We start from the raw sequence: 16317 nt of genomic DNA on the forward strand, positions 1-16317 counted from the left end.
TCATACCGTCACCGCCGCCTCGACCATGCCGTCGCGCATCCGCACCTGCCTGGGCACGCTCGCGGCGATCTCCAGGTCGTGGGTGATGACGACGATCGTGGTACCGGCCGCGTGCAGCTCGCGCAGCAGCGCCATGACCGCCGTGCCGGACGCGGTGTCCAGGTTGCCGGTCGGCTCGTCGGCGAGCAGCAGCGCGGGCTCCCCCACGACCGCGCGGGCGATCGCCACCCGCTGCCGCTCGCCGCCGGACAGCTCGTGCGGCCGGTGTTCGAGGCGGTGGCCCAGCCCGACGCGTTCCAGCGCCGCGGCGGCCCGCTTGCGCCGGTCCCGCCTCGACACCCCGGCGTAGAGCAGGCCGTCGGCGACGTTGTCCACCGCGCGCACCCCGGCCGCGAGGTGGAACTGCTGGAACACGAACCCGATCCGGGTCGCCCGCAGCGCGGACAGCTCCCGGTCCGAGAGCCGGGACACGTCGAACCCGTCGACCCGTACGGTGCCTGTCGTGGGCCGGTCGAGCGTGCCGATCAGGTGCAGCATCGTCGACTTTCCGGAGCCGGAGGGGCCGACGATCGCCGCCATCTCGCCGCGGGAGACGGCCAGCGACACGCCGCGCACGGCCGCGACGCCGCCGGGGTACGTCTTCGTGACGTCCGCCAGCTCCAACACGTGCTCGCTCACTGTGCCTCCGGGTTCGCTCGCTCGTGCGGCGCCAAAGGCGACGTCTTCCTCCGCCGCCCCGAAACCCCGACTTCGTCGGCGGGACGGCTCCGTCCAGACGCCGCCGCGCCAACTCGCTCGCTCACGAGGCCACGCCCACGGTCATGCCCTCGGCGAGGCCGTCGCCGGTCACCTCGACCCGGCCGCCGGAGAACATCCCGGTCTCCACCGGGACGATCCGGGTGGTGGCGCCCTCGACGACCTGCACGCCGTACCCGCCCTCGGCGAGCGCGAGCAGGGCGGCGACCGGCACGCTCAGCACGTTCTCCCGCTTCTCCGCGGTGAACGAGACGTCCACCGCGGCCTGGTCGAGCGTGCCGAGGCCCTTCTGGTCGGCGAGCGAGACGGTCACCTCGAGCTTGGTCTCCGGCTCCTGCTCCTGGCCGCCGCCGCCCAGCTCGATGACGGTCTCGACGGCGGCGACCTTGCCCTGGGCGGTACGCCCGTCGGGCAGGGTGACGCTCACCGCCGTCCCCTTGCCGGCGAGCCGCTGCTGGTCCACGTCGAGGTCGACGGTGACCACCCTGGTGGTACCCGTGTAGGAGAGCACCGCCTGCCCGCCGGCCGCGTCGCCGACCTGCCCGCCCACCTCGTAGATCCGCACGTCGCCGGCGGCGTACGCGACGCGCCCGACCTCGACGGTGCCGGTCTCCTCGATGCCGAGGTCCTCCTGCCACTCGCGCACCGCGTCGGCCGTGGAGTCGGAGTACTCGTCGTCGACCGTGAAGCCGTCGTAGCCGAGCGCGGCGAGGTTCTGCTCGAACTGCTTCACGTCCGCGCCCTCGACGCCCGGCGCGAGCGGCCGGTACGACGGGAGCGTGCCGCGCAGCAGCACCACCGGCGTGTCGTCGACGCCGTAGAGCCGCTGGCCCCGCTTGACCGTCGAGCCGGCCGAGGGCAGCCAGGTGACGGTGCCGCGGAGGCGGGGCGTGACCGCGGTCTCGGTGCCGTACCCGAGCGTGCCGTCCACCGTCTCGGTGTCCGTCAGGGTGGAGCGCTGTACCTGGGCCGTGGCCGGCGGCAGGGTGCTGGCGCCGGCCGTACCACTGTCGCCGCCATCGAGGGTGACCGCCGCCGCCGTACCGCCCGCCGCGGCGACCGCGACCCCCGCGACAAGCAGCGCCCGGCCGCGCTTGCGAACGCTCATGGCCGTCCTCGCTTCGCTGCGGGCGGCCATGAGGCTCCAAAGGCGCTGTGCCTGATGATTCGCTCGCTTCGCTCGCTCATCCGCCGCTCCCCGGCGGTACCGGGCGCAGCTTCTCGCAGGCCTTCTGCGCGGCCGCGAACTTCGGGTCGTTCGGGTCCAGACCGCTGTCGGGCCCGCCGCGGAGCATGATGCCGCCGGTCTCCGGGTCCGGGTCGGGGAAGGCGGTGATGCCGTTGTCGCGCATGCACTTCGAGTACTGGCGGGACCTCTCGAGGCGTTCCGGATCGGCCTTCGGCAGCTCGCCGCCGTTCGGCATGAGGTGGCGGCACTTGGCCATCGCGGCCTCGACCTTGGCCGGGTCGGTCCCCTGGAACCGGAGCTGGATCCCCTGGCCGGGTTCCGGGTCCTGCATCTCGATGCCCTCGCCGCGCATGCACTCGGTGAACTCGAGCATCGCCTCGTAGTTGTCCTTGCTGGCCGATGGGCTGGCGCCCGCCGCGGCGGCGGGTGTGCCGCCCGCGGAGGCGATCCCACCGTCGCCGCCGTCGTCCCCGCCGCAGCCGGCGAGCGCGAGGGCTGCCGAGCACGCGACCGCCGCCGCGACCGCCCATGCCGAACGTCTCATCGTCACTCCCTGTCCGGGCCGGCCCCGATGGCCGGCGACCGGTCACGAGTGAACGCGGCGGCGCGTTACCCGGCGGTTTCCGCGGCCGTTAACGCGGAACGAACATGACCGTCGGCGATCATTGAGCGATGCGTGTACTGGTCGTCGAGGACGAGCGGCTGCTCGCCGACCTCATCGCCCGCTGGCTGCGGGGCGAGGCCCATGCCGTGGACGTGGCGTACGACGGCGACGCCGCGCTGGAACGGCTGGGCGTCAACGACTACGACGTGGTGGTGCTCGACCGCGACCTGCCGGTCGTGCACGGCGACGACGTGTGCCGGGCGCTCGTCGACTCCGGCGCGCAGGCCCGGGTGCTGATGCTCACCGCGGCGGCCGAGGTCGGCGACCGGGTGGCCGGGCTCTCCCTCGGCGCGGACGACTACCTGCCCAAACCGTTCGCCTTCGCCGAGCTCGCCGCGCGTGTGCTGGCCCTCGGCCGGCGGTCCCGGCCGGCCGCGCCGCCGGTGCTCAACCGCGCCGGCATCACGGTGGACCTGCCGCGGCGTGAGGTGTACCGGAACGGGCGGTACGTGGCACTGTCCCGGAAGGAGTTCGCGACGCTGGCCGAGCTGATGCGGGCGGACGGCGCGGTGGTGAGCGCCGAGCACCTGCTGGAGAAGGTGTGGGACGAGCACGCCGACCCGTTCACGGCAGCGGTGCGGGTAACGATCCTCAAGCTGCGCCGCAAGCTCGGCGACCCGCCGATCGTGGAGACGGTGCCGGGCGACGGGTACGTGATCCGATGAGCCGGCTCACGATCCGGGCGCGGCTGACCGTGCTGTACGGCGGGCTGCTGTTCGTCGCCGGCGCGGTGCTTGTCGCGGTCATGTACGTGCTGGTCAGCACCCGCCTGCCGACCACGATGAAGCTGCTCACCACCCGTACCGGCACGCCGGACCAGCCGCTGCCGAACGCGGACCAACTCTACGCGAACGAGCTGCCCGCCAAGCTGCGCGAGGCGGCCCTGAACGACATGCTCACCACCGGCATCGTGTCGCTGGTGCTTGTCACGACCGTGGCGGTGGCGTTCGGGTGGCTGCTGGCCGGGCGGGCGCTCCAGCCGCTGCACCGGATCACCGAGACCGCGCACCGGATCGCGGCCGCGCCCGCCGCCGACCGTGGGCTGCACGAGCGCATCGCGCTGGCCGGGCCGCCCGACGAGATCAAGGAGCTGGCCGACACGTTCGACACGATGCTGGAACGGCTGGACCGCTCCTTCGACGGCCAGCGCCGCTTCGTGGCGAACGCCTCGCACGAGCTGCGCACCCCGCTCACGCTGAGCCGGGCGGTGCTGGAGTACGCCGCCCACCGCGACGCCCTCCCGCCCGAGGTACGGCAGCTGACCGAGCTGCTGCTCGACATCAACCTGCGGCACGAGCGGCTGATCAACGGGCTGCTGCTGCTCGCCCGTACCGACAACGACATGCTCGACAAGAGCCCTGTCGACCTGGCCGACGTGGTCGAGCACACGGTCACCCACCTGGCACCGGAGGCGAAGAAGGCGGACGTGAGCGTGGGCGGCGAGCCCGAGCCCGCGCCGACTCTCGGCGACCCGGTGCTGCTCGAACGCCTCGTGCAGAACCTCGTCGAGAACGGCATCCGGCACAATGCGGGCCCCGACGGCTGGGTGCGGGTCGCCTGCCGCACGCTGCCCGACGGCCTCGTGGAGCTCACGGTGACCAACTCCGGGCCGGTCATCCCCCGGTACGAGATCCCGGGGCTGTTCGAGCCGTTCCGCCGGTACGGCGCCGAGCGCGTCGACCGCGACCGTGGCGCCGGCCTCGGCCTGTCGATCGTGCGGTCGGTCGCCCGGGCACACGGCGGCGAGGTCACCGCCGAGCCACGCGACGGCGGCGGGCTGCTCGTCCGCGTTACGTTGCCCGCCGAACGGGACCACAACGTGGCATGATCGGCAGATGTCGGCCACTGTCGAGGGGGACCGCCTGGACCTCTTCGTGGCTGGCATCGTCTACCTCGACATCATCTTCACCGGCCTGCCGGAGCTGCCCGCGCCCGGTACCGAGGTGTGGACGCACGGCATGGGCTCCAGCCCCGGCGGCATCGCCAACCTCGCGGTCGCGGCCAGCCGGCTCGGCGTCCGCACCGGGCTCAGCTCGCCGATGAGCTCCGACGCGTACGGGGAGTTCTGCTGGCAGATCCTCTCCCGTGAGGAGAACGTGGACCTCTCCGCCTCCCGCCGCTTCGACGACTGGCACTCGCCGGTGACGGTGTCGCTGGCGTACGAGCGGGACCGCAGCATGATCACACACGGTCACCCCGCCCGGCCACCGTCGACGGCCTGGTCGGCGAGCTGCCCGCGGCCCGCAGCGCGTACGTCAGCCTGGAGCGGGAGCCGGTGCCCTGGGTCCGCCGCGCGCAGCGGGCCGGCACGCTCGTCTTCGCGGACGCCGGCTGGGACGCCACCGGCAGCTGGTCCGCCGAGGCGCTCTCGGTGCTCGACCACTGCCACGCGTTCCTGCCGAACGCGGTCGAGGCGATGCGCTACACGCACACCGGCAGCCCGGACGCCGCGCTGCGTGCCCTGGCCGAGCGGGTACCCGTCGCGGTGGTGACCTGCGGTCCGGCCGGCGCGCTCGCGCTCGACGGCCGTACGGGCGAGGAGGCGTCGGTGCCCGGCATCCCGGTCGAGGCGCTGGACCCGACCGGCGCCGGCGACGTCTTCGGGGCCGGGTTCGTCACCGGTACGCTCGCCGGCTGGCCCCTCGGGGACCGGCTCGCGTTCGCCAACCTTGTGGCCGCGCTGTCGGTGCAGCACTTCGGCGGCTCGCTGTCCGCGCCCGGCTGGGGCGACATCGCCGACTGGTGGCGCACCACCAGGACCCGCGCCACCCGCGGCCACGCCGAAGCCGAGGTAGCCCGCAGATACGCCTTCCTAGACGAAGTAATCCCGACGGGCCAAATCCGCCAGGTCCGCCGCGCCACCGCGACAATCGCGCGCCTCTCCGACGCCCGCTGATCCCTTCGCGGTTGATCAGGGAGTTGGTGGGCGTGTCGAGCGGCGCGTCGCTCCACAAAGTCCCTGATCAACCCCCCACCATCACGCGGGGACGAGGCGGAGGGTGTGTTTGGATTCTTTGCGGATGGTTTCGCGGGTCCAGCGCATCGGGAGTAGCTCACCTCTGCGCCACGGGCCGAACTGGTCGGCGTAGTGGGGGCTGAAGGCGTGGCCTGAGTTGCCGCTCAGCTGTACCCACCGCGAGCCGTCCAGGTTGCCGAGGTCCACCACCATCCGCATGGACGGGACCGCGTCGACCTCGTAGCCGGCGGCGGCGTCCCAGCCCGTGGCGTTCACAATGGACGAACCGCCGGCGACCGGCTCGGGGCCGCGGTTGAAGAGCCACTCGATCGGGCCGACGCCGGACTCGCCGAAGCTCTGGTTGCGCAGTACGAGCGTGTGCAGGTCGCCCCAGCGCCACGCCGCAGGATCGTCCCCCAAGCGGTCGGTCAGCTCGGCGGACGCGTCCGCGAGGGCCGCCGAGAGCATCTGGTCCATTGTCTCCACGGCGGGCGTACCGCGGTCGTCCCACCACGGCGACGACGGCTTCTCCAGCAAGCCGCGGACGACCTCCCACCACCGGTCGCCGCCGTCCGCCTTGTGGCCGGCCGGCAGCTCGTCGAACGTCCGCGCGAGCAGTGCCCGCCACACCGCGTTGAAGTACGCGGCCGGCGCCGAGTCGACCGGCTGCTGGTAGTCCCAGCCGCGGAGCAGGTCGCGGGCGGCGCCGTCGAAGGGCACGCGCAGCAGGTGCGGTACGAGCACCGGCGCCAGCGCGTTGTACCCGTCCATCTGCATCCGCCCCACGTCGTCCACAGTCACCATGCGGCCGGCCTGCTCGACGAGCTGGTTGATGCGCTCGGAGCGGTAGCCGTACGACCAGTCGTGGGTGAACATGTACGGGTAGCCGGAGCCGATCACCGCCTGGTTCGCGGTGACGACGTACCCCTGCGCCGGGTTGAGCACGCTGGGCAGCTCGTCGAACGGGATGTAGGACTGCCAGCCGTACTCCGGATCCCATCCCGGTGCTGGCCACCGCCCGTCGCCCTTGCCCCGCACCGGGATGCGGCCGGGTGCCTGGTAGCCGATGTTGCCGGCCACGTCCGCGTACACGAGGTTCTGCGCGGGCACCTCGAACCGCGCGGCCGCCGCCCGGAAGCTCGTCCAGTCGCGGGCCCGGTTAAGTGCGAAGAGCGCGTCGACGGTGCGGCCCGGGTCGAGGGCGGTCCAGCGCAGCGCCACCGCGTACCGGCCGCCGACCTCGCGCAGCTCGGCCGAGGCGTCGGAGAGCAGCGGCCCGTTCCGGCTGGTCCGGACGGTGATCGTCACCGGCCCACCGCCGGCGACCTTGATGGTCTCGGTCTGCTTGGTGAGGTCCTGCCAGCCGGGGCCGACCCGCACCTTGTCGCCGTCGACCTCCTCCAGGTAGAGGTCGGTGACGTCCGGGCCGAGGTTGGTGAAGCCCCACGCGATCGCGTCGTTGTGGCCGATCACCACACCAGGCACCCCGGCGAACGTGAACCCGGACACGTCGAACCCGCATTCGCAGTGCAGCCCGGCCTGGAACCAGATGCCCGGCATGCTCGGCGCCAGGTGCGGGTCGTTGGCGAGCAGCGGCTTGCCGCTCGACGTGCGGTTGCCGGCGATCACCCAGGAGTTGGAGCCGAGGCCGGTGCCCTGGCGACCGAGGAGCGCCGGCAGGTCCGCGAGGCCGTCGCGCACCGCGGCCAGCGCGGGCAGCCAGCCGCCTCCGGCGCCACCAGAGTCCACGGCGTCCGCGGCCACGAACGCGCCGCGGGTCACCTGCCCGCCGCCGAGGATGGGCTTGTTCCGCGCTTCCGGGTACGGCGGGTACAGCTCGCCGACCTGGTCCCTGGTGAGCCCGCCGCCGGCGAGGACGGCCCGCTCGATCTCGTCGGTCATGTTGCCGCGCAGGTCCCAGGCCATCGCCTTGAGCCAGGCGAGGCTGTCCACCGGGCTCCACCGTTCGATCTTGTAGCCGCGGGTGGTGAGGCCCAGCACCGTGTACTCCAGGCTCACGTCGCCGCTTGGGTCGCCGCCGCCGTGCTGGTCGAGCCAGGCGTTGACCCCGTCCGCGTACGCCTGGAGGAAGCCTCGGCTCTCCTCCGAGATGATCCCCCACTCCCGCTCGGCGACCCGGCGCCAGCCGAGCGTGCGCAGGTACGTGTCGGTCTCCAGCTGGTCGCGGCCGAACAGCTCGCTCAGCCGGCCGGCGGTCACGTGGCGGCGGAAGTCCATCTCCCAGAAGCGCTCCTCGGCGTGCACGTACCCCTGGGCGCGGAACAGGTCCGGGGCGGTGCCGGCGTAGATCTGCGGCACCCCGTACGCGTCGCGGTACACGGTCACCTCGGCGGCGAGCCCGGGCAGCGACTGCTCCCCGTCGTACTCGGGGAAGGAGCGGCGGACCGTCCACACCGAGAGCAGCCCGGCCACGACGGCTAGCGCGGTGAGCCCGGCCAGACCGATAAGCGCGATCCGCCCGATCTTCCGCCACCGCCGGCGCCGCTCGCTCATGGCGCCGCATCATATGCGCAGGACACCCGATCCGCTGATCAGGTCGGCGACCGCCGCGACACCGGTTTCGATCGCCCGCTCGCCGAGGTTGCCGAAGCCCAGCACGAGCTGGCCGGGCGTGGTGGCGCCGGACAGCCGGAAGGCGCTCATGCCGTACAGCCCTACCGACCGCGCCCGCGCCGCCGCGACGACGTCCTCCTCATGTACGCCCGCGGGCAGGTGGGCCACCGCGTGGAAGCCGGCCGCCAGCCCGGTCAGCCGTACCCCCGGCGCGTGCCGGGCGAGCGCGTCGACAAGCGTCCGGCGCCGGCTCGCGTAGACACCGCGCAGGCGACGCAGGTGCCGGTCGTACCGGCCGGACTCGATCAGCCGGGCGAGCGCGAGCTGGTCGAGGACCGGCGAGCCGCGGTCGCTGAGCCGCTTCTCCTCGACGATCCCGGCGGTGAGGTGCGGCGGGCACACCACCCAGCCGAGCCGCATCGCCGGCGCGAGGGACGTGCTGACCGTGCCGAGCAGCACGACCCGGCCGGCGGCGATGCCCTGGAGCGTGCCGACGGGCTCCCGGTCGTACCGGAACTCGGCGTCGTAGTCGTCCTCCACGATCACGGCGTCCCGCTCGGCGGCCCAGGCGGCCAGCGCGTGCCGGCGGTCGGGGGCGAGCACCACGCCGGTCGGCGACTGGTGGGCCGGCGTGAGCACCACGGCGGTCGCGCCGCTGCGGGCCAGCGCGGACACGTCGATGCCGCCCTCGTCCACCGGTACAGGTACCACCTCGAAGCCGAGCCGGGTGGCGACGGTGAGCGGCTCCCCCTGGCCGTACCCGGGATCCTCGAACGCGACAGTGCGCGCGCCGGCGCTGAAGATGACCCGCAGGGCCAGCCCGAGTCCCTGGGCGAAGCCCGCGCAGACCACGATGTCGGCCGGGTCCGCGACGGCGGCCCGCGCCCGGCGGAGGTAGCCGGCCAGCACCGCGCGGAGGGTGCGGTCGCCGCGCGGGTCTGGGTAGTGGAGGTCGGCGGCCGGCACCGCGCGGCAGGCCTCGCGGACCGCCCACGCCCAGTCGGCGCGCGGGAAGCTGGCCAGGTCGGGCACGCCGGGCGCGAAGTCGATCTCCAGCCGCTCGGGGACGACGATCGCCGGGCGGGCGGCCGGGGCGGGCGCCGGGGTCGCCGCCACCCGGGTGGCCGAGCCGCCCCGCGCGGTCAGGTATCCCTCGGCGAGGAGCTGGCCGTAGCAGTCCTGCACGAGGCCGCGCGAGACGCCGAGCTGCCGGGCCAGGTCGCGCGACGACGGCAGCCGCTCGCCGGGACGCAGCCGTCCCGAGCGGATCGCCGCGCGCAGCCCGCCCTCCAGCTGCGCCCGGAGCGGCTCCGGGCCAGCCCGGTCGAGCGGCGGCAGCCCCCAACCGGCCCACTCGATCGACACAGGACTGGAGCCTAGCGGGGCCGGGCGCCGTGCCCGACCCCTCGCTTGTCCCCGGTGCCTGTTTCTGTGGAGGGCCGAGGCGACAGGCGCTAGGCGGCGCGGATGACCGCGTCGAGGCGGCGCGCGAAGGTCGGCGTCTCCAGCCCGAACCCGCCGTGGTCACCCGGGAACGTCGCGGCCGGCACGCCGAGCAGCCCGGCCAGCGCCTCCGCGGCCCGGGCCGGCGGCTCCCCCACGGACGCCGCGCCGACCGCCGGCACGACCCGGGTACTGCCACCCTTGAGCGCGGCGACGTCCGGCACGTACCGGGAGAACGGCGGCACCTCGAACGCGAAGAAGAACTCGTTGTTGACGGCGAACCGGGCCAGCATCGCCGCGGTCTCCGGGTCGAGTTCGGCCGGCGCCTCGCCCCCGCCCGGGATCCGCTCCTCGCCGGCCTCGTCCGTCGGTGACCCGCTCATCCCGAGCGCGGCGCCGAGCACCTGCCCGGCCGCCGCCGACCCGCCCTCCTGGTACGCGGCCTCCACCTCGCGGATCACGCCCCGCCAGTGGTCCCGCTCCGGCAGGACCTCGAAGAGCGGCGGCTCGTGCGCGACGAGGACCCGCACGAGCTCCGGACGCCGGGCGGCGAGGTCCAGCCCGATGATCGCGCCGGAACTGTTGCCGAATACGTATGCGGGCGCCGCTTCGGACACCCCGACCGCAACCAGCAGCCGGTACGCGTCGTCCCCGTGCTCCGCGATGCTCTGCGGCCCGGGCGGCCCGGCGAGCGGACTGCGCGAGTTCCCCCGCCGGTCGTACGTCACCACCGTGTACCGGTCCGCGAGCGCGTCAGCCAGCGGCGCGAACCCGGCCGCGTCGTACACACCCCCGCAGACCAGCAACAACACCGGCCCGGCACCCCGCACCTCGTAGTGCAGGACCGCCCCCGGGACGGCAAGCCTCTTCGTCTCCATGACTCACTCCTACTCCGTTCAACGGATCTGGAAATGAGTCGGAGCCGCCGGCCCGCCCTCGACATGCCTCCTAGGTGCTTCTGCTCAGCGCGCGGCGGGCGCTGCGGTTGGCGCGGCGGAGCTGGACGATCCGCGCGCTGCCCGGCACCGCCACGATCAGGGCGCCCGCCACGGCCGACAGCAGCAGTGCCACGCCCAGCGGGATCCGGCCGTTGGCGCCGGCGAACGAGACGTTCACGTGGCCCAGGTTCTGGAGCACGAAGATCAGCAGCAGGATCAGCACGATCGCGCCGAGCACCGCGCTCATCCAGGCGCCGCCGATCCGGGAAGGGCCGGGCTTCCGTGGCGGCTCGGGCCGGCGTGCCGGCTCGGTGTCCGCGGGTTGTGGCGGTGGTGCGTTGTTCCTAGGCTCGCTCATAGTTGATCACCTACCCCTGTAGGGCTTGCCCGTATTGTCCTGCTTACCCCATCTTCACGCTCATGAACCGGGCGTCCACGCAGCGGAATCACGCGGGATCCGGCAGCGGCACGGGGCGATAATCGTGATCATGGGGAAGGTTCACGAACGCATCGACGGACGGCTGCGGGACTTCATCGAGACGCAGCCGATCTTCTTCACCGCGACCGCGCCGCTCGCCGAGGACGGCACCATCAACCTCTCGCCGAAGGGCCTGCGCGGTTCGCTCGCGGTCCTCGACGAGCTGACCGTGGCGTACCTCGACTTCGCCGGCAGCAACGCGGAGACCATCGCCCACCTGCGGGAGAACGGCCGGGTCACGCTCATGTGGTGCGCCTTCCAGGGGCCGCCCAACATCGTGCGGGTACACGGGCGCGGCGAGCCGGTCTTCCGCGACGACCCGCGCTGGGGCGAGCTGATGGCGCACTTCCCGGAGATCGACACGAGCCTCCACGGGCTCCGCGCGATCATCGTGGTGCGGGCCGAGCTGATCCGGGACACGTGCGGCTACGCGGTGCCGTTCATGCGGTACGAGGAGGACCGCGACCTGCACGGCAAGCGGTTCGCCCGGGAGGACGACGAGTCGCTGAGCGCCTACTTCGAGAAGAAGGAGCACGTCGCGACAAGCATCGACGGCCTGCCGGGGCTCCCGCTGCCCCTGCCGCCGACGCCGGTCGCCGCCGCCCACTGAGACGCCGGGCCCACGGCCGCCAGCGGAGTAGACGACGGCGGCCGCGGAGCCCCAGCTAGGACGGCACCGGCAGCCCGGCGGCCTCCGCGGCCAGGCGGAGCTGGCCCAGGAACAGCGCGTCCCGCGCCGCCTGGTCCATCCAGTCGAAGTGGCCGTTGGCCTCCAGCGACGTGAACCCGTGCAGCGGCGCCCAGGCGTGCAGCATCGCCTGGAAGTGCTCCGGGCTGACCTCGATCTCGTGCTTCTCGTGCTTCACCCGCGCGCACAGCTCCACCGCCGGATGTACCTCGCGGATCCGTGGCGGCCCGAGCTGCCCCAGGTGGAGCGCTTCGACGAAGAGCGACGACAGCTGGGCCATCGCCCGGCCGGCGGCCTCGGTGGTGCTGCCGTCCGCCGGCGCCGCGTAGTCGGGCAGCGGCATGCCCAGGATCAGCGCGAACTGCTGCGGCTCCTCGTGCGCCCACCGCCGGTACGCCTGGGCGGCGGCCACCCAGGCGGCGGCGACGTCGCCGGGCGGGACCTCGGCGCGGGCCTTGGCGACGGTCTCGCCGAGCGCCTCGTACGCGTCCTGGATGAGCGCGCTGAACAGCTCGTCGCGGTCGGCGAAGTAGCGGTACAGCGCGGGCGGCGTCATGTCCATCACGCGGGCGATGTCGGTGAACCGCACCTCCACCGTCCCGCGCTCCCGCATGAGGGCGAGGGCGGTCTGCTTGATCTCGTCGATCGTGGCTGCTCGCGCCCGTTCGCGGCGGGGGGCGGTCCGCGGACTCGGGCTCATGTGATTCCTCCATGTAAAGCTTTGCGTTAAGCATCGTTACAGACGTGAAGCCGCTTGACAAGTGACGGGTCCTCGTGTTTGTTATGAGCCATAACTCAACTGACATGACATCACTGGGGGAACGATGATGAACGGCGGAGAGCGACGATCATGAGCAACGCAGGACCGCTGGGCAGGATCGCCCGGCTCGCCTACCGCAACCGCGGCCGCACGGTACTGCTGTGGCTGGCCGCCCTCATGCTCGCCGCCGGGCTCTCGGCGGCCTTCGGTGGCGACTTCTCCGCCGACTACTCGGCGCCCGGTTCCGACTCCAAGGCCGCCGAGGTGCTGCTGCGGGACAAGTTCCCGGCCCAGTCCGGCGAGGTCGTCGACGTCGTGGTCCGGGCCGACGGCGGGGTGACAGCCGCGCGCGGCGACGTGCAGGCGCTGCTCGACGAGCTGACCGCCGTACCGCACGTGGCGAGCGTGGACGACCCGTTCACCGCGCCGGGCGGCATCTCGGCGGACGGCGGCACCCTCGTCGCGCACCTGCGCCTCGATGTAAACAACCCCAACGACATGCCGCGCGCCGACAGCGAGCGGCTCCTGGAGATCGCCGGCGGCGCCGAGCGGCCCGGACTCGACGTCGCGCTCGGCGGCCAGTCGATCAACCTGGCCGAGCAGGGCGAGATCGGCTCGGAGGGCATCGGCCTGCTCGCGGCGGCGGTGATCCTGCTGCTCACGTTCGGCTCGGTGGTCGCCGCCGGCCTGCCGATCCTGACCGCCGTCGCCGGTCTCGCGGTGAGCAGCACGCTCACCGGCCTCGTGCTGCGCATCGTGGACGCGCCCGACTGGTCCACCGCGCTCGCCACGATGATGGGCATCGGTATCGGCATCGACTACGTGCTGCTCATGGTCACCCGGTTCCGCGAGTGGCGGGCCGCCGGGCTGGACCCGGAGGCGGCCACGGTCGCGACGCTCGACACCGCCGGCCGCGCGGTGATGGTCGCCGGCAGCACGGTCGTGGTGAGCATGCTCGGCCTGTTCGCGATGGGCCTGTCCTTCATGCGCGGCGCCGCGGTGGTCACGATCCTCGGCGTGTTCGTCGTGATGGCGGCCAGCGTCACGCTCTTCCCGGCCCTGCTCGGCTTCCTCGGCAAGCACGTCGACCGGCTGCGCCTGCCGCTCGGCCGGCGCCGCCAGGCCGAGGTCGCGGTCGGCGGGCACATCGAGCCGAGCCGCGGTTGGCTGGCCTGGAGCCGGCTCGTGCAGCGGCACCGGGTGATCGCCGCGCTCGCCGGCGTGGCCATCCTGCTCGCGCTCGCCGCGCCGTTCCTGGGCGTCCGCTACGGGTTCCCGGACGCGGGCAACAGCCGCGCGGAGACCTCCACCCGCCAGGCGTACGACATGCAGGCCGCCGGCTTCGGTGCGGGCGCCAACGGCCCGCTCGTGCTGGCCGCGGAGCTGTCCCGACCGGGTGACGCGAGCGCGCTCGACGGCGTCCGCGCGGCCGTCGCGGCGACACCGGGCGTCGCCATGGTCACGCCGGCGCAGCTCAACCCCGCCGGGGACACCGCGGTGCTCACCGTGCTGCCCGCGACCGGGCCGCAGGACGAGCAGACCGAGGAGCTGGTACATCGCCTGCGCGACGAGACGATCCCGGCCGCCACCCGGGACTCGGGTGCCACGGTGCTGGTCGGTGGCGTCACGGCCACGTCGATCGACAGCACGGAGAACATCTCCCGCCGCCTCCCGCTGCTCATCGCCGGCGTGGTGCTGCTGTCGATGGTGCTGCTGCTCGCGTCGTTCCGCAGCGTCGCGGTGGCGATCAAGGCCGCGGCGATGAACCTGCTGTCCGTCGCCGCCGCGTACGGCGTGGTCGCCTACGTGCTCCAGGGCGGCTGGGCCGGGCAGCTGATCGGCATCGACACGGAGACGCCGCTGCCGTCGTTCGTACCGGTGCTGATGTTCGCCGTCCTCTTCGGACTCTCCATGGACTACGAGGTGTTCCTGGTCAGCCGGATGCGCGAGGCGTGGAACCGCACCCGCGACAACAGCCGCGCGATCACCGAGGGCCTGGCCGGCACCGGGCGGGTGGTCACCGCCGCCGCGGCCATCATGATCGCGGTCTTCGCGGCCTTCGTGCCCAGCCCGGACGTCGTGCTCAAGGTGATCGGCGTCGGCATGGCCGCCGCGATCTTCGTCGACGCCACGGTCGTACGCATGCTGCTCGTCCCCGCGGTCATGCACCTGCTCGGCCGCGCCAACTGGTGGATGCCCCGCTGGCTAGGCCGCATCCTCCCCGAACTCCACGTAGAGGGCGAACCCGAGCGCTACCTCCCAGTCCCCCAGAACCCGAGCTGGAACTAGCCGCCAGCACCCGCTAGCGCTAGCCCCCTCTGTGCGGTTGATCAGGGATTTGGTTGGGCGTGTCGTCGGCGCGCCGCTCCATCAAGTCCCTGATCAACCGCCGCGACCATGGGTTGTGGGACGCGGAGGGTGAGGCCGCGGGAGCAGCGGTCCGGTGCCCGGCGGACGTCGCGGTAGCTCTGATCTTCTGTGTGGGGTGGCACGTCCCGTAGGGCGTCCTAGGAAGCTAGGTCAAGTTGTCCGGCCCTGTCGGGGGCGGCTCCGCCGCGCGGCGGCGGCGTTCGCCCAGCAGCACGGTCAGCGCGACCGCGAGCCCCACCAGGCCGGTCGCCGCGAAGCCCCAGGGCGGTGACCTCAGGTCCATCACCGCGCCGGACAGCGGCGCGCCGACCGCCAGCCCGACGGTGACCGCCGAACCGTGCAGGCCCATCGCCACCCCGCGCACCTGCGCGGGCGCCAGGCGGCTGATCACGTCGGCGGTCGCGGCGAGCGTGGGCGCGCACAGGACACCGGCCGGCAGCAGTGCGAGCGCCAGCAGCCACCACTGCCCGCCGCCCAGCCCGACCGGCACCGTGCACGCGGCCATCAGCACCAGCAGCGCCGCGGGACCGGGCGCACGGGACGCCGCGCCGTACGCGAAGCCGCCGGCCAACGAGTACGCACCCCACAAGGCCAGCACCACCCCGGTCCAGCCGACCTGGTCCGCGTCCCGCATCGCGGCGACCACGGCGACGTCGCTGCCGCCGAGCACCAGCGTCGTGGCCGCCGCGACCGCGAGCATGCCCACCAGGCGCGGGCGCAGCCACTGCCGCAAGGGCACCGCCGGGTCCGTGCCCACCCCCTCCGCCTCGGTCCGGACCGGGGGATCGAGCAGGTAGAACGCCACCCCGGAGGCGAGCGCGGTAGCGGCCAGCGCCAGCATCGCCGCCCGCGGTCCGGCGGTCGTGGCCAGCAGCACCGCCAGCGCCGGCCCGACGATGAACGACAGCTCCACCGCCATCGAGTCCAGCGCGTACGCGGAGCGGCGCCGCTCGGGCGGGACGATCGCCGCGATCGACTGCCGGACGAGCGGGAACGCCGGAAGCCGCAACAGCCCACCGGCGAGGGCGGCGACCGCCAGGGCCGGGTACGGGAGCGCCTGCGCGGTACACCAGAAGATCGCCTCCACCACCGCGGTCGCCGCGACGACGGGGCGCAGGCCGTAACGGTCGACGAACCGGCCCAGGAGCGGTGTCCCCAGCGCCGCGCCGATCGTCACTCCCGCCCCGATCAGGCCCGCCGCCGCGTACCCCCGGTCGAGGTCGAGCACGACGTACAGGGTGAGCACGATGGCCGCGCACGCGCTCGGCAGCCGCCCCAGCAGCCCGACGGCGAGCAGCGACCGGACACCCGGCAGCGCCAGGACCGCACGGTAACGGGACATGTTCAACATGCCGATGATCATCGAGCCTCTGTCCTGTTTTTTCGAGTTTCATCGAAGTTCTTGCATCTATCAGTATGTTCTTTGTACCGTCCAGCGCATGGGCACCCACCCCCTTCCCCCTGCCCGGCGCTGGCTCGCTGCCGCCGCCGGCGCCGCACT

Annotated in this window: 15 protein-coding genes; 5 read left to right on the top strand and 10 right to left on the bottom strand. The window is 73.3% G+C overall.

Translation table 11 applies throughout. From position 1 onward, the window contains the following. The 3 genes from Pflav_RS11865 to Pflav_RS11875 form a co-directional block, all read right to left on the bottom strand. On the bottom strand, window positions 1-666 hold the full coding sequence (locus Pflav_RS11865; RefSeq protein WP_173042380.1) for an ABC transporter ATP-binding protein: 666 nt from the start codon (window positions 664-666) through the stop codon (window positions 1-3). A gap of 133 nt (window positions 667-799) precedes the next feature. Continuing rightward, on the bottom strand, window positions 800-1864 hold the full coding sequence (locus Pflav_RS11870; RefSeq protein WP_173036192.1) for a peptidoglycan-binding protein: 1065 nt from the start codon (window positions 1862-1864) through the stop codon (window positions 800-802). Window positions 1865-1940: 76 nt separating this feature from the next. Beyond that, window positions 1941-2489: a hypothetical protein gene (locus Pflav_RS11875; RefSeq protein WP_173036194.1), complete on the bottom strand. Its 549-nt coding sequence runs from the start codon at window positions 2487-2489 to the stop codon at window positions 1941-1943. Window positions 2490-2617: 128 nt separating this feature from the next. Between Pflav_RS11875 and Pflav_RS11880 the strand changes: the two genes are divergently transcribed. Together Pflav_RS11880 and Pflav_RS11885 are read left to right on the top strand one after the other, a co-directional pair. Next, window positions 2618-3274: a response regulator transcription factor gene (locus tag Pflav_RS11880; protein ID WP_173036196.1), complete on the top strand. Its 657-nt coding sequence runs from the start codon at window positions 2618-2620 to the stop codon at window positions 3272-3274. Continuing rightward, entirely contained in the window at window positions 3271-4437 is a 1167-nt protein-coding gene (locus Pflav_RS11885) for a sensor histidine kinase (RefSeq protein ID WP_173036198.1), read from the top strand. The genes Pflav_RS11880 and Pflav_RS11885 overlap by 4 nt, the downstream gene beginning before the upstream one ends. A 60-nt stretch (window positions 4438-4497) precedes the next feature. Here Pflav_RS11885 and Pflav_RS45285 read toward each other — a convergent pair whose 3' ends face one another. Next, window positions 4498-4794, bottom strand: a complete 297-nt coding sequence (locus tag Pflav_RS45285) for a hypothetical protein (RefSeq protein WP_232071275.1) — start codon at window positions 4792-4794, stop codon at window positions 4498-4500. 90 nt (window positions 4795-4884) lie between these two features. Between Pflav_RS45285 and Pflav_RS45290 the strand changes: the two genes are divergently transcribed. Continuing rightward, window positions 4885-5505 carry a PfkB family carbohydrate kinase gene (locus Pflav_RS45290; RefSeq protein ID WP_232071277.1) on the top strand — a complete coding sequence of 207 codons (621 nt, stop codon included), beginning with the start codon at window positions 4885-4887 and terminating at the stop codon, window positions 5503-5505. 81 nt (window positions 5506-5586) lie between these two features. Here Pflav_RS45290 and Pflav_RS11895 read toward each other — a convergent pair whose 3' ends face one another. The 4 genes from Pflav_RS11895 to Pflav_RS11910 all read right to left on the bottom strand — a co-directional run bounded on the left by Pflav_RS11895 (window position 5587) and on the right by Pflav_RS11910 (window position 10878). Next, window positions 5587-8079, bottom strand: coding sequence for a penicillin acylase family protein (locus Pflav_RS11895; RefSeq protein ID WP_173036200.1), 2493 nt, complete (start codon window positions 8077-8079; stop codon window positions 5587-5589). A 9-nt stretch (window positions 8080-8088) separates the two neighbouring features. Beyond that, window positions 8089-9504, bottom strand: coding sequence for a MocR-like pyridoxine biosynthesis transcription factor PdxR (pdxR, locus tag Pflav_RS11900; protein WP_197938353.1), 1416 nt, complete (start codon window positions 9502-9504; stop codon window positions 8089-8091). 89 nt (window positions 9505-9593) lie between these two features. Beyond that, window positions 9594-10460: an alpha/beta hydrolase gene (locus Pflav_RS11905; RefSeq protein WP_173036202.1), complete on the bottom strand. Its 867-nt coding sequence runs from the start codon at window positions 10458-10460 to the stop codon at window positions 9594-9596. Between the two features lie 70 nt (window positions 10461-10530). Then, window positions 10531-10878 (bottom strand): lipopolysaccharide assembly protein LapA domain-containing protein, encoded by a 348-nt coding sequence (locus Pflav_RS11910; protein ID WP_173036204.1) that lies wholly within the window; start codon window positions 10876-10878, stop codon window positions 10531-10533. 130 nt (window positions 10879-11008) lie between these two features. On the opposite strand from Pflav_RS11910, the gene Pflav_RS11915 reads away from it, so the two are divergent. Beyond that, window positions 11009-11608: a pyridoxamine 5'-phosphate oxidase family protein gene (locus Pflav_RS11915; protein WP_173036206.1), complete on the top strand. Its 600-nt coding sequence runs from the start codon at window positions 11009-11011 to the stop codon at window positions 11606-11608. Between the two features lie 55 nt (window positions 11609-11663). Here Pflav_RS11915 and Pflav_RS11920 read toward each other — a convergent pair whose 3' ends face one another. Continuing rightward, entirely contained in the window at window positions 11664-12386 is a 723-nt protein-coding gene (locus tag Pflav_RS11920) for a TetR/AcrR family transcriptional regulator (protein WP_173036208.1), read from the bottom strand. 150 nt (window positions 12387-12536) lie between these two features. On the opposite strand from Pflav_RS11920, the gene Pflav_RS11925 reads away from it, so the two are divergent. Beyond that, the gene (locus Pflav_RS11925) at window positions 12537-14735 is read left to right on the top strand and encodes an MMPL family transporter (protein WP_173036210.1); all 2199 of its coding nucleotides are present in this window, start codon (window positions 12537-12539) and stop codon (window positions 14733-14735) included. Between the two features lie 226 nt (window positions 14736-14961). Here Pflav_RS11925 and Pflav_RS11930 read toward each other — a convergent pair whose 3' ends face one another. Further along, window positions 14962-16167, bottom strand: coding sequence for an MFS transporter (locus tag Pflav_RS11930; RefSeq protein WP_232072660.1), 1206 nt, complete (start codon window positions 16165-16167; stop codon window positions 14962-14964). Window positions 16168-16317: the final 150 nt, after the last annotated feature.

It is taken from the genome of Phytohabitans flavus (assembly GCF_011764545.1).
In the GTDB taxonomy this organism is placed as follows: Bacteria; Actinomycetota; Actinomycetes; order Mycobacteriales; family Micromonosporaceae; genus Phytohabitans; species Phytohabitans flavus.